Source organism: Nocardia sp. NPDC023852, assembly GCF_040639505.1.
In the GTDB taxonomy this organism is placed as follows: Bacteria; Actinomycetota; Actinomycetes; order Mycobacteriales; family Mycobacteriaceae; genus Nocardia.
The window spans coordinates 296,714-312,005 of record NZ_JBFAAB010000004.1; the positions used below are offsets into that span (position 1 = coordinate 296,714).

12 protein-coding genes and 1 riboswitch are annotated in these 15,292 nt (G+C 68.4%); of the genes, 5 read left to right on the forward strand and 7 right to left on the reverse strand.

Features of this window, described 5'->3' with window-relative positions:
• The first annotated feature begins 42 nt into the window (after positions 1-42).
• Positions 43-906, forward strand: coding sequence for an alpha/beta hydrolase (locus AB0H00_RS10810; protein ID WP_357264201.1), 864 nt, complete (start codon positions 43-45; stop codon positions 904-906).
• 7 nt (positions 907-913) lie between these two features.
• On the opposite strand, the gene AB0H00_RS10815 is transcribed toward AB0H00_RS10810, so the two are convergent.
• From AB0H00_RS10815 to rpmB, 3 genes are all read right to left on the reverse strand, one after another.
• Complete coding sequence (locus AB0H00_RS10815; protein ID WP_357264204.1) at positions 914-1,702, reverse strand: enoyl-CoA hydratase-related protein; 789 nt, start codon at positions 1,700-1,702, stop codon at positions 914-916.
• Positions 1,703-1,712: 10 nt separating this feature from the next.
• On the reverse strand, positions 1,713-2,255 hold the full coding sequence (locus tag AB0H00_RS10820) for a GNAT family N-acetyltransferase (RefSeq protein WP_357264207.1): 543 nt from the start codon (positions 2,253-2,255) through the stop codon (positions 1,713-1,715).
• Between the two features lie 94 nt (positions 2,256-2,349).
• A complete protein-coding gene (rpmB, locus tag AB0H00_RS10825; protein WP_011210730.1) occupies positions 2,350-2,541 on the reverse strand; it encodes a 50S ribosomal protein L28 in 192 nt (63 codons plus the stop codon).
• 331 nt (positions 2,542-2,872) lie between these two features.
• Between rpmB and AB0H00_RS10830 the strand changes: the two genes are divergently transcribed.
• Positions 2,873-4,657 (forward strand): DAK2 domain-containing protein, encoded by a 1,785-nt coding sequence (locus AB0H00_RS10830; protein ID WP_357264389.1) that lies wholly within the window; start codon positions 2,873-2,875, stop codon positions 4,655-4,657.
• A gap of 2 nt (positions 4,658-4,659) precedes the next feature.
• Positions 4,660-6,939 (forward strand): ATP-dependent DNA helicase RecG, encoded by a 2,280-nt coding sequence (gene recG / locus AB0H00_RS10835; RefSeq protein ID WP_357264210.1) that lies wholly within the window; start codon positions 4,660-4,662, stop codon positions 6,937-6,939.
• 138 nt (positions 6,940-7,077) lie between these two features.
• Here the strand turns inward: recG and AB0H00_RS10840 are convergent, their stop codons facing one another.
• The gene (locus AB0H00_RS10840) at positions 7,078-8,544 is read right to left on the reverse strand and encodes a DHA2 family efflux MFS transporter permease subunit (RefSeq protein WP_357264213.1); all 1,467 of its coding nucleotides are present in this window, start codon (positions 8,542-8,544) and stop codon (positions 7,078-7,080) included.
• Positions 8,545-8,719: 175 nt separating this feature from the next.
• On the opposite strand from AB0H00_RS10840, the gene sigJ reads away from it, so the two are divergent.
• A complete protein-coding gene (sigJ, locus tag AB0H00_RS10845) occupies positions 8,720-9,634 on the forward strand; it encodes an RNA polymerase sigma factor SigJ (RefSeq protein ID WP_357264216.1) in 915 nt (304 codons plus the stop codon).
• Here the strand turns inward: sigJ and AB0H00_RS10850 are convergent, their stop codons facing one another.
• Positions 9,635-11,056, reverse strand: coding sequence for a short-chain fatty acyl-CoA regulator family protein (locus tag AB0H00_RS10850; RefSeq protein WP_357264219.1), 1,422 nt, complete (start codon positions 11,054-11,056; stop codon positions 9,635-9,637).
• A gap of 382 nt (positions 11,057-11,438) precedes the next feature.
• Positions 11,439-11,615 (reverse strand): DUF1737 domain-containing protein, encoded by a 177-nt coding sequence (locus AB0H00_RS10855; protein WP_357264222.1) that lies wholly within the window; start codon positions 11,613-11,615, stop codon positions 11,439-11,441.
• 140 nt (positions 11,616-11,755) lie between these two features.
• Here AB0H00_RS10855 and AB0H00_RS10860 point away from each other — a divergent pair, with 140 nt between their 5' ends.
• Positions 11,756-12,127 carry a limonene-1,2-epoxide hydrolase family protein gene (locus AB0H00_RS10860; protein ID WP_357264225.1) on the forward strand — a complete coding sequence of 124 codons (372 nt, stop codon included), beginning with the start codon at positions 11,756-11,758 and terminating at the stop codon, positions 12,125-12,127.
• Positions 12,128-12,612: 485 nt separating this feature from the next.
• Here the strand turns inward: AB0H00_RS10860 and metE are convergent, their stop codons facing one another.
• Positions 12,613-14,913, reverse strand: a complete 2,301-nt coding sequence (gene metE, locus AB0H00_RS10865) for a 5-methyltetrahydropteroyltriglutamate--homocysteine S-methyltransferase (RefSeq protein WP_357264228.1) — start codon at positions 14,911-14,913, stop codon at positions 12,613-12,615.
• Between the two features lie 141 nt (positions 14,914-15,054).
• Positions 15,055-15,242, reverse strand: a riboswitch (cobalamin riboswitch).
• Between the last annotated feature and the right edge of the window lie 50 nt (positions 15,243-15,292).

Genomic DNA, 15,292 nt, shown 5'->3' on the forward strand with positions numbered 1-15,292 from the left:
GTTCCCGCGAAGCCGGTACCGGCTTTGTGCGATCCTCAGATCGTGAGTAATGCGAACAATCTTCTCGAACCGTCCCGGCTTCGGCTGCGCGGTTGGGGAGGAATCGAGCTGGCCGCCGATCAGTTCGGCCCGGTCGACGGCCCGCTCGTCGTTTTTCTGCACGGGGGCGGTCAGACGCGCCACTCGTGGAAGCAGACCGGCGCGCGTCTCGGCGCGTCGGGAATGCGTGTGGTCACGCTGGACGCGCGCGGGCACGGCGACAGTCAGTGGGCGCCCGACCGCGACTATCGACGCGACACCATGGTGCACGACCTGCTCCTCGTGCTCGAGCAGCTCGGCGCGCCCGCCGTCGTGGTCGGCGCCAGCATGGGCGGGGTCACCGGTCTGCTCGCCACCGCCGTGCCAGGCGGGGAGTCGATCACCGCGCTGGTGCTCGTCGATATCGTGACCCGGCCGGAGCCGGAGGGCGTCGCCAGGGTGATCGACTTCCTCGGCAAGCACCGCGACGGTTTCGACACCCTCGATCAGGCGGCCGACGCGGTCGCCGAGTACATGCCGCATCGTCCCCGGCCGAAGAACACCGACGGCCTGCTGCGGAATCTGCGCGAGCGCGACGGTCGCTGGTACTGGCACTGGGATCCGGGCATGCTCGGCGATCGGGTCGCGGACGCGACGGCGGCGACCGAGCAGATGGAGGGCGCGGCGCGGATGCTGACCATTCCGGTGCTGCTGGTGCGGGGCATGCGCTCGGACGTGGTGAGTGCCGAAGGAGCCGAGGCATTCCAGCGGCTGGTTCCACATGCGCAGCTGGTGGAGATCGGCGGCGCCGCGCACACCGCTGCCGGCGACGACAACGATTCGTTTACCGACGCGGTGGCGAAATTCGTGCTGGAGTCGCGGGAGTGACCCGGCGTCAGGCGAGTCCGGTGTAATCGGGCTTGCGCTTCTCTGCGAACGCGTTCACTCCCTCGCGTCCGGCAGGGGTGTTCGCGGCCGCGGCGATCGACTCACGTTCGCGGTCGAGCTGGTCGCTCAGTGTCGTCGAATCCGACTGCCGCAGCAGCGACTTGATGCTCGCGTAGGTGGAATGCGGGCCGGCGGCGAAGGTACGCGCGAGTCGCAGCGTCTCATCCGCGACTTTCTCGTCGGCTACGAGCTTGCTGAGAATGCCGAGTCGTAGCGCCTCGTCCGCGTCCAGAACGGCGTCGGTGAGCAGGATGTCGCGGGCCCGGCCCGCGCCGACGAGGCGTGGCAGGGTCCAGGACATGCCGCCGTCGGGGCTCAGTGCGATGCCGGGGTAGGCGGGCCGCAGCTTGGTGCCCGGGCCGCCTACCGCGATGTCGACGAGACAGACCAGGCTCATCCCGGCACCCGCCGCCCAGCCCTGGACCGCGGCCAGCACCGGAACCGTGGTCGCGTCCAATGCACGCACGAACTCGTGCAAGTCGGTAGCCAGACCGTGGATATGCGCCGAACGGTCCTGCGCGGCAGCGAACCCGCGAACGTCGCCGCCCGCGCAGAAGTTCGAACCGGTACCCCGAAGCAGCACCGCGCCCACCTCGGCACCGAGCGCGCGCAGCGCGGCGGTGCCCGCGTTGATTCCGGCGAAGTCCATGGACGTGCCATGGGCGGCGGTGGCTACGGTGATCAGCAGAACGCCGTCGACGGTCGTCACGTAGTCGGCATGCTGAGTGGATGACATGATCTGCACCCTAGCGCGTGTCCTGCGGAGCCTCGGTGGGTGCGGAGTCGCCGTGCGGCATCGGATCGCGCACCATGCGCACCTCGATCGCGGAGGAAAGCGGCTCCGCCCTGCGCGCGCCGTCGAGCGCGAAACCGTGTCTGCGGTAGAAGGCCTGCGCGCGTGGGTTCTGCTCGAACACCCAGAGCGAGCACGGCGTTGCCGGATCGAGCGCGACGCGGATCAGATCGTCCGCGACGCCAGTGCCGTACCACGCTGAGCGCACATAGAGCGCGTGGAGTTCGAGCGGGGTCACGGCCTGTGCGGCGCGGGGCGGACCCGCACTGGCGAATCCGATCACGGCGTCATCGACGACCGCGACATGCGTGTGGCCGGGATACCGGACCCGGTTGCGCTCCCACTGCTCGGCTCGGCGCTCGACGTCGAACGCGTCCAGCACGTGCGCGGGCACCAGGTCTCGATGAGCCTCGCGCCAGCACGCGATGTGGCACTCGGCGAGACTGCGCGTCTGCTCGGCAGCCAAGGGAAGGATGTGCCACGCAGGCTCGGTCATCGTGCTCGCTGCGCAAGCGCGGTCATGACTACGCCCCGGATCACCCGATGAGGGTGCCGGGGCGTGTGTCGGTAGTACTGGTCAGCGGGGCGGATCAGCCGCGGACGACCTTGCCCGCCTTCAGGCAGGAGGTGCACACGTTCATGCGGCGGGTGTTGCCCGGCGCGACCTGAGCGCGAACGGTCTGGATGTTCGGGTTCCAGCGACGGTTGGTGCGCCGGTGCGAGTGCGAGACCGACTTCCCGAAGCCGGGGCCCTTGGCGCAGACGTCGCAGACGGCAGCCATAGTCGCGAACTCCTTCATGTCATGGTGGGGACCGCCGCATTTGCACTGCGGCATGTCCGGAAACAATGTCGTGATGTGCCTTGCCGACGAATGTCGGCCAGCGCGGACCGGCGACGGCCGCGCGAGGCAACCCTGCAAGGGTAGCTGTGCGGGTCTCGATCCACCAAACCGGTCCCGGGAAAGGGGGGCCGGAATGTTTGCTGGGCATCCGCCAGTGTAGTGGCCCGGTATCTCGCGCTCACTGTCGGTCTCGCCCGCTAACCTGGCGGACGGTGAAGGTGTCCAGGTGGCGGACGGGAAAGAGGTGACAGTGCCCGGACTGCGGGACGTGATGGACGGCACGGCATTGCTGCGCTGGGGCCGAGCCTGCCTCGAGGGTCTGGAGCATCGGCGCGAAGAGATCAACGCACTGAATGTATTCCCCATCCCGGACGCCGACACCGGGACCAACCTGCTGGCCACTATGCGCGCCGCGGTCGCGGCCGCCGAGGTGGCCGTGTTCGCCGAAAGCGCGGAACCCGGTGCGGCGTCGGCCCATACCGTCGCCGCGGCCATGGCACATGGTGCGACGATCGGTGCCCGCGGCAACTCCGGCATCATCCTCTCCCAGGTGCTGCGCGGCATCGCCGACGCCGTGCGCGGGGAATCCCTGACGGCGGTCACCCTGCGTGCCGCGCTCGACGGAGCCTCGGCACTGGTGCGCGCGGGATTGAGTGTGCCGATCGAGGGCACCATCCTCACCGTGTTGGACTGCGCATCCGCGTGTGCTGCGGCCTGCTCGGATACCTCTCTCGCGGCCGTGGCGCTGGCGGCGGCCGACGGTGCTGCGAAAGCGCTCGGGGACACGCCTTCCCAGCTCGGTGTGCTGCGCGACGCCGGGGTGGTCGACGCAGGCGCTCGCGGTCTGGTCGTGCTGCTGGACAGCTTGGTCACGGTGACTCTCGGCGAGGTGCCTGCGCGACCGGAGTACGGCCGGCGCCCGGCGGTCGCGGTTCCACCGGCGCCTGAGTTCGAGGTCGAGTCCGGTGCCGAGTCGCGTTATGAGGTGATGTACCTGCTTGCCGACACCGACGAGTCGAGGGTCGCGACGCTGCGGGTGCGCCTTGGTGAGCTCGGCGATTCGGTGGTGGTCGTCGGTGACGGCGACCGCTTCTGGTCCGCCCATGTGCACTGCGCCGACGCGGGCGCCGCGGTGGAGGCGGGGATCGCGGCGGGCACGCTCAGCAGAATTCGCATCGAGCGATTCGCGTTCTCCGAAAACCTCGACCACAGGCCCGAGCACAGCGAGATCCCGCGGCAGAAGCGTGCCCGTTCAGCCGACGCGGCACAGATCGACGCCGCAATGTCCACCATCGCCGCGGCATCCGATTCCCCACGGGCCGTACCCGGTTCCGCCGATGTAGTGGCGGGCAGCCTCGCCGCGCGCGATGTCGCGACCACGGCGAGCCCCGAGGTTCCGGCCGACCGGAGGGTTCTCGCGGTCGCTTCCGGAGAGGGCGCCGTGACGCTGTTCGAAGACGCGGGGGCTGTGGCGCTCGGCGGCCACGAGCCGGTCACCGCGCGAGCGCTGGTCGCCGCGATCCGGCGGATGCCGAACCGGGAGGTCCTGGTACTGCCGAACGGCGCGCTGCCCGCGCATGAGCTCGTCGCGGTGGGCGTCGCGGCGCGCGACGCCCACCGGGACGTGCTCCTGCTGCCGAGCGCGTCCATGGTCCAGGGGCTCGCCGCGCTGGCCGTGCACGACCGGGGCCGGATCGCGGTCGACGACGCCTTCGCGATGTCGGAGGCCGCCGCCACCACGCGCTGGGGATCGCTGCGCGCCGCCACGCAGCGCGCGCTCACCATGGTCGGCACCTGTGCGCGGGGCGACGGGCTCGGTCTGGTCGGCCATGACGTGGTGGTGATCGATCGCGACGTGCGCACAGCCGGACTGACGTTGCTCGATCGGATGCTCGCCTTCGGCGGCGAGCTGGTCACCCTGCTGATGGGGGCGACGGCGCCGGACGGGCTCGGCGACGAACTTGCCGCGCACATCGCACAGAGCTTTCCCGGTGTCGAGGTCATCGTGTATCCCGGTGGGCAGCGCGGCGACCTGGTGCAGATCGGAGTGGAGTAGGCATGGCGACACTGAGCGATCGGCTCGACCACATCCTCGGCGTGAAGGCGGCCGCCTCGCTGGCGGATGCCTTCGACATGCATACCGTCGAGGATCTGCTGCGCCACTACCCGGTGCGCTACGCGACCCAAGGTCAGCCGCTCACGGAGGAAGATCCCGAGGACGGTTCGCACATCACCGTCATCGGGCGGATCACGAAAGCCGAACTGCGTCCGATGCGCAACCGCCGCGGTTCGCTGTTGAAGGTGGTCCTCGACACCGGTTCAGGGCGCGGCGTCGACGTCACGTTCTTCAACGGCGACAAGGTGAAATACGTTGTTCGCGAAGGTCTGCGGGCGATGATGTCGGGCACCGTGAACTACTGGCGCCCTGGCCACTGGAACCTCAGTCATCCCGGCTACCTGATCCTGCCCGAGATCGAGGACGATGAATCGGTCGGCGCGCTGACGAAGGTGCGCGGCGGCGGTGACCTGCGTGGGCTCGCGCAGAGCGCGAAAGGTGCCGGCGGGGTGGACACTTCGTTCATGGAACGGGAATTCATCCCGGTCTACCCGGCGACCGCGAAGGTGCAGAGCTGGGACGTGCTCGCCTGTGTGCGCCAAGTGCTCGACCAGCTCGACCCGATCGATGACCCGCTGCCGGAGCCGGTCCGAGCCGGACGCGCGCTGCTGCAGGTATCCGACGCGCTGCGCTTGATCCACCTGCCCGACCACAAATCCGACATCGAGCAGGCCAGGGAGCGGCTCCGTTTCGACGAGGCGCTGGCACTGCAACTGGTGCTGGCCGAGCGGCGGCACGAGGTGTCCGGCCGGACGGCCCGGGCGTGCATGCCGCATACCGACGGCATCGCCGCCGCGTTCGACCGGCAATTGCCGTTCGAGCTCACCGCCGGACAGAAGCAGGTGGTCGGCGAGATCTCGGCCGATCTGGCCCGCACGCAGCCGATGCACCGGCTACTGCAGGGCGAGGTCGGCTCCGGCAAGACGATCGTCGCCCTGCACGCCATGCTGCAGGTGGTCGACGCGGGGTCGCAGTGTGCTCTGCTCGCGCCGACGGAAGTGCTTGCCGCACAGCACTATCGGTCGGTGCGCGGCATGCTCGGCGAGCTGGGCGCCGCGGGCGAACTCGGCGCGGCCGAGCACGCGACCCGCATCGTGCTGGTCACCGGGTCGATGTCGGCCGCGGCCAAGAAAGCAGCGTTGTTGGAGGCGGTGACCGGCGAGGCGGGCATCGTGATCGGCACGCACGCGCTGATTCAGGACAGCGTCGAATTCTTCGATCTGGGCATGGTGGTGGTCGACGAGCAGCACCGCTTCGGCGTGGAGCAGCGAGACGCGTTGCGCGCCAAAGCGAAGGCTGGTAGCAGTCCGCATCTGCTCGTGATGACCGCGACGCCGATTCCGCGCACCATCGCGATGACGACACTCGGTGATCTGGAGACCTCCACCCTGACCGAATTGCCCAGGGGACGTTCGCCGATCACCTCGAAGGTCGTGCCGCGCAGGCAGCATCCGAACTGGGTTGATCGCGCCTGGGAACGGATCCTGGAGGAGGTCGGTGCCGGTCGCCAGGCCTATGTGGTGTGCTCGCGGATCGGCGACGACGAGGAGGGCTCCGGCAAGTCCCGCAATGGGCGATCGAAGTCCGGCGGCGGCGAGAAGGAAGGGCCGACCACCCAGGCGGTGCTCGACGTGTTCGAGACGCTGCGCAGCGGCCCGCTGTCCGGCGTTCGGGTCGGTCTGTTGCACGGCAGGCTGCCCGCTGACGAAAAAGATCAGGTGATGCGCGCGTTCAACGAGGGATCGGTGGATGTGCTCGTCTGCACCACGGTGGTCGAGGTCGGTGTCGACGTGCCGAACGCGACGGTGATGGTGATCGTCGACGCGGACCGGTTCGGCGTCAGCCAGCTGCACCAGCTGCGCGGCCGCATCGGTCGGGGCGAGCACCCGGGCCTGTGCCTGCTGGTCACCGACGCCGCACCCGGCGGTTCGGCGATGGCGCGGCTGAACGCGGTGGCCGCCACCACCGATGGCTTCGAACTCTCGGTGCTCGACTTGCGAACCCGCCGCGAGGGCGACGTGCTGGGTGCCGCACAGTCCGGCACTGCCCGCTCGCTGCGCCTGCTGTCGCTGCTCGATGATCTCGAGGTCATCACCGCCGCCCAGGAATTCGCTCGCGAGGTGGTGGAATCCGATCCCGGTTTGCAGCGGCACCCTGGTCTGGCGGGCATGATGCACGCCGCCGTCGACTCCGAACGCCTGGAGTACCTGGCCAAGTCCTGACGGTCGGTAGGCGGTTCGGTGTCGGCTGGGAGCCCGGCGGCGTCTGGGACGATCCGGCCCCGCGAGCATCGCCGGAAGCGAACACCACGACACTGAGGGAAGGGTGCTTCGTTCCCGGCCACACCTGTCCGTGATCGCCTAGACGGCAAGGGTTTCCGATGCTGGTCCGGCTGACCGGTTCTTGTCTCCGCGCGCATTCACCGTGCGCAACCCGAGGAGCGCGGCAACCACTCCGATGACACCGCCGACGAACAGTGCCCGCCCGAACCCGGCGTTCATCGCCTCGACCGCTGCATGCCCCGCCGCGAGCTGGGCATTGGTGTGCGAGGTTGCGACGGCGGTGAGCACCGCTAGTCCCAGTGCGCCGCCGAGCTGCTGTCCGGTGTTCAGCAGCGCGGCGGCGAGACCGGCCTGATCGGCGGGTACGCCCGCGTTCGCCGCCGTGGTGTTCGCGACGAACACCGCGCCGGCTCCGACCGACATCACCAGCATCCCGGGCAGCAGATCAGTGAGGTAGGACCCGTCGGTCGACATCTGTGACAGCAGAAGCACACCGAGCCCGCACAGTAAGGAACCGACCACGGTGAACACTCGGGTGCCGGTTCTGGCGAAGAACTTCGTCGCCACTCCGGCCGCGGCGCCGATGGTGAGGCTCACGGGAAGATAGGCGAGGCCCGCCTCGAATTCCCGATAGCCCAGTACCGTCTGCATGTAGAGCGTGACGAAGAAGAACATGGACATCATTCCCGCGGCGATGACCAGATGTGTCAGATTTGCCGCGGCCAGCCCGCGGATGCCGAAGATCGACAGCGGAACCAGCGGGTCGGCGGTGACGCGCTCGTTCACCACGAACCCGACCAGCAGCGTGGCGGCGATCGCGAGCAGGCCGAGTGTGCGCGCGTCGCCCCACCCGAACTCGGGTGCCTGCACCAAGCCGTAGACAAGCGTCATCAGTCCCGACGTCGCCAAAACCGTGCCGAGCACATCGAAGCCGCGTCGAACTTCGTTGCGCTGATCGTTCGGAATCAGCAGCGGAACAGCCGCGAGCACGAGCACGCAGACCGGGGTGTTGACGTAGAACACCCAGCGCCAGCCCGGTCCTTCGGTGATCACACCACCGAGGAACACGCCCGCCGCCGACGCGAGACCGGCGGCCCCGCCCCAGATCCCGACCGCGGTGTGCCGATCGGAGCCCTCCCGAAAGCTGGTGGTCAGAATCGACAACGCAGCGGGCAGCATCAGCGCCGCCCCGATTCCCTGCGCGAGCCGGGCTCCGATCAGCAGCCCGCTGTCGTCGGCCAGCCCACCGAACGCGGACGACAGGCCGATGACGACCGTCCCGGCAATCAAGATTCTGCGCCGCCCTAGCAGGTCCGCCAGCCTCCCACCGAGCAGTAGCAGCCCGCCGTAGGTCAGTAGGTACCCGCTGGTGACCCATTGCAGCGTCGGCACCGACATGCCGAGCTCGCGCTGGATGGTCGGCAGTGCGACGTTGACGATAGAGCCGTCGACGAAGTCGAGAAAGGCGACCGTGCACAGCAGCGCCAGCGTGAGCTTGCCGCGGCGGGTCGCCAGGAATGATGGTGTGTCGGTGAGTGCGGTCACTCTGATGTCCTCTCTCGGTCCGGACGCGTGTCATCCGTTGCGAACCGAGAGCGCTCGTCGCGGGGCGAACGTGACATCGCGGCGCAGTGCCGAGAGGTAGATCACAATTCGGCCATCGGCGTCACGTATTGCGGTGCCGTCTCGCTCCTACTGCGTGAGACCGAAGGAGGGTCCGATGACCGAGACAGTCGACGAGCACGCGACGCGGGTGTTCGCCGACCACAGGGAGCTGCTGTTCTCGGTGGTCTACAACATGCTCGGCAGCGTCGCCGACACCGAGGATGTGCTCCAGGAGACCTGGCTGTCCTGGGTCGCGCGCCACCGGGGCGACACCGACGAGATCGAACACCCCAGGGCATATCTGGTGCGCATCGCGGTGAACCAGGCCCTCGCCCGGCGCGCGGTGATCAACCGCAGGCGCGAAACCTACGTCGGGACATGGCTACCCGAGCCGCTGGTCACCGACTTGCCGGTCGGGGACGGCGGCGAGGATGCCGCGGCGCCCGCGCTGCGCGCCGAGTCGGTGTCCATGGCCATGCTCGTCGTGCTGGAGACGCTCACCCCGCTCGAGCGTGCGGTGTTCGTGTTGCACGAGGTCTTCGGCTATCCGCACACCGACATCGCGGAGATCCTCGGCCGCAGCGTCACCGCGACCCGCCAGCTCGCGCACCGGGCCAGGGAGCATGTGCACGCTCGGCGGCCGCGCTGCCGGGTCGACCCGGGGGTGCAGCGGCGGGTGACCGAGGAGTTCCTCGTCGCCCAGATGGACGGTGATCTGGCGGGGTTGCTGGCACTGCTCGCGCCGGACGTGACGTTCTGGTCCGACGCCGACGGCAAGCAGCGCGCGGCGCTGCGGCCAGTCCAGGGCCGCGACAAGGTCGCGCGCCTGATCACGAGCCAGGTGGTGCGGAGCCACGTGCCCGACTTCGGCGTCGGCTACCGGTTCGTCAACGGCGACCCGTCCGCGCTGATCCTCTCGGCGGGCGCGCTGTTCGCCGTCCTCGTGCTCGATATCGATCCGTCGACCGAGCGGATCAAGGGGATCTACGCGATCGCCAATCCGGACAAACTCACCAGGATCGATACCTGATCAGCGGCCGACGCGCGGATAGGGCAGATCGGTGCTGGTGTTCTCGGTGACCGCGAGCGGGCTACCGATGTGTGGGAAGGCGCGCTGTGGACAGGCGGGGCGTTCACAGACCTTGCAGCCGGCGCCGATCGGCACCGCCTCGGCCGGGTCGTCCAGCTGCAGTCCCGCCGAATAGACCAGCCGCTCGGCGAATTCGATATCGCAGCCGAGACCGATCGCGAAGTTCTTCGTCGCGGTGCCGAACCCGTGCGGCGCCGTCACGGCGGTGCGGGCGATCCATAGATAGCGCCGTCCATCGGGCATCTCGGCCACCTGGGTGAGGATGCGGTCGGGGTGCGCGAACGCCTCGTGCACCACCCACAGCGGGCAGCTGCCGCCCACGCGAGAGAAGTGGAACGCCGTGGCGGACTGGCGCTTCGAGATGTTCCCTGCGCGGTCGGTGCGGACGAAGAAGAACGGGACACCACGCTGCCCTTGCCGCTGCAGGGTGCTGAGGCGATGACAGATGGTCTCGAAGCCGACCTCGAAACGCAGTCCGAGCAGGTCGATGTCGTAGTGCAGTTCCTCTGCCGACCGGAGGAACCGCCCGTAGGGCAGCACGAGAGCGCCGGCGAAGTAGTTCGCCAGCCCCACGCGGGCCAGCGTGCGGGATTCGCCGTTGAGTGAGGGGGTTTCGGCGAGTACCCCGTCCAGCTCGGCCCTGTACAGCAGGAAGGCGAGGGTGGTGGCGATCTGGAAGGCGCGCTGGCCGGGACGCAATCGCCTCGCCAGGGTCAGCGTGCGGGTCTCCGGGTCGTAATGCCGCTTCGGGATGGTTCGGTCCGCGCCGTCACCGCGGACGAGGACCGTGACCCCGGCACGCTCTTCGGCGATCCGGGCGAGCTGGCGGTCGAGCGAGCCGATGGTGAGGCCGGAGTTCTCGAAAAGCTGCTCGGCGGCGATGTCGAGCTGCGGAATGTGGTTGTGGTGGTCATAGAAGAAGTCGCGCACATCCTCGTAGGGCATGGGCATGCCAGGTGCGCCCGCGGGCGCGGATACGCGTGCCGAGAGGAGATCGAGTTGGTCGGTGGCGGCGCGTAGCCGCCGGTGCATCGCCACGACGATTCTGGCGACCTCCGGCTGGCGGGTCGCCAGTTCCTCCACCTCGGTCAGTGGCGATGTGTGTCCACCGGCGGCGTCCACCAGGACTTCGTGCAAGTCGGACACGAGTCGCGCATCCGAATCGGCGGCGAAGAACTGGACGTCGAGGTCGAAGGTGGAGTTGAGTTTCAGCAGCACGGGAATGGTGAGGGGTCGTTGGTCACGCTCGAGCTGATTGAGGTAGCTGGGCGAGAGGTCCAACGATTTCGCCAGGGCTGCCTGGGTCATCCTCCGCTCTTCGCGCAACCGCCGAAGCCGGGCGCCCGCATACATCTTGCGCACGTGCACGATGGTAGCGGCGAGAATTCGCAATCATCGCAATATATGGAGTTTTCCCGCATGAATATGCCTCTGCAAGGTGTTTTTCGTCCAGTCCGAGCTGCGTAGTGTGCGAAGAGAGTGTTTCACATTGCGCCGGAGTGGAGGATGGGGCCGCGCCCCCACCGAGGAGTTTTCACTCTCGGAATATCCCGCGGCGAAGATCGTCGAGTTCCGCATTCTCGCCGCCGGGTGCTCGACGAGGCCGAGTAGGAGCGCTTCCTCGACGCGGCCCAGAGGACACCGGAACTGGCTGCCGGAGAACTGGATCGGTTGAGCTTCACCGTGCCGGACGAGGTGCTCTCCGGCCGCCGCGCACGGCGAGGGGGTGCTTTCGATGACCGCGCTACTCGTCGTCCAAGATCACGGCTTGGGCGGCGATTACGTACGTGCCGTCGAAGGTGACCGCGGGGGAGCCGTGCAGCCGGTAACCCTGCTCGAGGAGGGCGCTGACCCGCTCGCAGAATCGCGCATCGTCGGCGCCGGTGATCAATCGGTAGCGCAAGGGCTGGTCGTCGGTCATTTCATCAGCGTAGGACGGACCCCAGCTGTGCATGTACATCGGAAACCGGCGATCGCACCTTCCCAACCGAACGATTGCTTGGTTCAATCGAGGGGCGGGGGACCTGGTCCCCTTCGGCAGCAGGAAAGTGGGTCGAGCGAATGCCAAGTCCAGATGAACTCGTACGTGCGATGTGCCGCAGCTGGTCGGAGCCCGATCCTGACCGGATCAGCGCGTATTTCGCCGAAGACGCCGTCTACCACAATATTCCGATGGAACCGATCGTTGGGCGCGGCGCCATCCGCGACTTCATCGCGGGCTTTCTCACCACCTTCGACGCCATCGACTTCGACATCCACCATCAGGTGGCATCCGGTGCCGTGGTCATGAACGAACGCACCGACACACTGCGTGGCGCGGGTCGTGTCACGCCGCTGCCGGTCATGGGCTTCTTCGAGGTCACCGACGGCGCGATCAGCACCTGGCGCGACTACTTCGACATGGCCGCCATCAACCGTGCCTTCGGCGGGTAGGGCAGATCTGGGTCGATGGAGTGGGAACCGAATGGGGGATGTGCGCGTCGAAGTAGGTAAGTGGGGAAAGAGAAGTCGTTGATGACCTGCGAGGAGGGGTTGCGCATGGAGCGCTGTTCCGGATGCCATACGGCATGGCGTCGGGGGATGCGGGTGAGGGCGCGGGTTCTGCCGGTGACGCGGAGGGAAGAGCCGTGTGAGCGGTATACCTCGCGGCGGCGGCAGAGCCCGAAGCCGGAGCCGGAAATCGAGTAGGCGCCAGCGGATCGGCTCGGCCCGGCCCCGCCCGGAGTGTCGGGCGGCGAGGGCGTTCGCAGCCGAGCAGCCAGCGGCGTTGGTACGCGACCCCGACTCGAGTGGTGCCGCGGTGCCCCGTGCCGCTGATCCGCAGCGCGTTGGCGGCAGCCAAGTCCACCACCAGGCCGAGGGCTACCGGCGCCCCCTCTGAAATCCGAAGGGGCGCCGATTCGATCAGCCGGACACGCTCAGCGCACGGCAGCCGCGGCGGCGACCATATTGCGCAGCGAGGCCTCCACTTCGGCGGGCCCTCGGGTCTTCAACCCGCAGTCCGGATTCACCCAGAGTCGTTCGCCGGGAACCGCTTTCAGCGCGGCGTGCAGCGACGTCGTGATCTCGTCCACGCTGGGCACCCGCGGTGAGTGGATGTCGTACACACCCGGTCCGACGCCGAGGTCGAAGCCCGCGGCGTTGAGGTCGTCGAGCACCTCCATGTGCGAGCGTGCCGCCTCGATCGACGTGACGTCGGCGTCCAGTCCGGCGATCGCCTCGATCACCTCGCCGAACTCCGAATAGCACAGGTGGGTGTGGATCTGCGTGGCATCCGACACACCGGAGGTCGCGAGCCGAAACGACTGCACCGACCACTCCAGGTACGCGGGCTGATCAGCTCTGCGCAGCGGAAGCAGTTCGCGCAGCGCCGGTTCGTCGACCTGGACGATCCGGATGCCCGCCCGCTGCAGATCCACCGTCTCGTCCCGGATGGCCAGCGCCACCTGACGCGCGGAATCGCCCAGCGGCTGGTCGTCGCGCACGAACGACCACGCGAGGATGGTCACCGGACCGGTCAGCATGCCCTTGACCGGCTTGTCGGTGAGCGACTGCGCGTAACCGATCCACTCGACGGTCATCGGCCCCCGCCGCGTCACGTCGCCGAACAGGATCGGCGGGCGCACACAGCGGGTGCCATAGGACTGCACCCAGCCGTGTTCGGTGGCCGCGAACCCGTCGAGTTGCTCGGCGAAGTACTGCACCATGTCGTTGCGCTCCGGTTCACCATGCACCAGTACATCCAGCCCGAGCCTCTCCTGCAGCGCGACGACATCCGCGATCTCGGCGCGCATCCGGCGCGCGTACTCGGCTTGGTCGATCTCGTCCTTGCGCAGCGCGGCCCGCGCCAACCGGATCGCGGAGGTCTGCGGGTACGAACCAATCGTCGTGGTCGGTAGTGCGGGCAGCCGCAAACGATCCCGCTGCAGTTCGCGCCGCTGCTCGGCGGGCGCGCGCCGGACGGCGTCCGGTCCGAGCGCGGCCAGCCGGGCCCGTACCCGCGGATCGTTCAGCCGGGGATCCGACCGCCGAGATTCGAGTGCCGAACGAGTCGTCGCCAATTCGGCGCCGATCGCCTCGGCGCCCTCGCTCAGCCCGGTCGCGAGCAGACGCACCTCGGCCACCTTCTCCGCGCCGAAGGCCAGCCACGACCGCAGCCGCTCGTCCAGCCGCGTCTCCGTGGCCAGCGTGTACGGCACGTGCAGCAGCGAGCACGAGCTCGAAACCGCCACGTGCGCTGCGGATCCCAGCAAAGTTCCGAGGGTCGCCAGGCCGTGGTCGAGATCGGTGCGCCAAACATTGCGACCGTCCACGACGCCCGCCACTACCAGCTTGCGCGCCAGAGCCGGCACCGCCGCCACCTCCGAAACCTCGGTGCCGGAGGTGAAGTCGATCGCGACACCCTCGATATCGGTGTCCGCCAGTACGGTGAGCGCGGCATCCGGGTGCCCGAAATAGGTCGCGACGAGGATCGCGGGACGATCGGTCGCGGCGGACAGATCCTCGTAGGTCACGCGCACCAGAGTGATCTCGTCCGCGGTGAGATCGGTGACAAGCGCCGGTTCGTCGATTTGCACCCACTCCGCACCCGCGGCGGCCAGCCGCCGCAGCAGCTCGCGATACAGCGGAAGCAGCTCGATCAGCCGATCCAGTGGCGCACTGCCCGTCGCTTTCGCCAGCCTCGAGAAGGTGACCGGGCCGATCACCACCGGTCGCGCGGGCACGCCCAGCGCGAGCGCCTCCCGCAGTTCCTCCAGCAGCTTCTCGGGGTGCAGCGAGAACTGGGTTTCCGGGCTGATTTCCGGCACCAGGTAGTGATAGTTGGTATCGAACCACTTGGTCATCTCCAGTGGCTCGACCGTGTCGGTGCCGCGCGCGGCGGCGAAGTATCGATCCAGGGGATCGGCGATCCCGGTGACCCGGGGTGGCAACGCGCCGAGCAGGACAGCTGTATCGAGCATCTGGTCGTAGTAGGAGAAGGTGCCGATCGGGATCGAGTCGAGGCCGGCGGCCAGCAATTCGGTGAGCTGGGCGTGCCGGAGGTCGCGCGCGACGGCGTGCAACTCCTCGGCGCCGATCCTGCCCGCCCAGTAGGCTTCGGTCGCCCGCTTGAGCTCGCGCCGCGGCCCCACCCGAGGTAGCCCGAGAACCGTCGCGGTGAACGGCTTCTGATGTGAAACAGTCACGATGTTTCTCCATTGCTGAGGTCGAAAAGCCATCGCCATATGGGTAGCCGGAGAACCAGTGACATGCCGGAGATGTACCCGGCTGAGGGAGCCCGACACGTCCGCGCTGGTGGTCCGCACGCCCAAATCCACGAGGCGGTGGCCGCCGGGTACGGCGTACCCGGCACGGCTGGCAGGTCTTCGGACTCGCGGGCACCGGCCGGGCGGTCCCGGCCGGTGCCGGGTCTCGCCTGATGGCCGACCTACTGGCCGTCGCTTCCCAAGTCGCGGAACCTTCCGGTCGGTGGACTCAGTGCGTGGTGACGGCGGTCGTTCCTGCATACCGCTGCGGGACAGTCCCGGATTCCCACCGGGTTCCCTCTCACCCCCCGTGGCGTCTCCGCACGGGTGGGCTCGACCCATTGCGCGACGT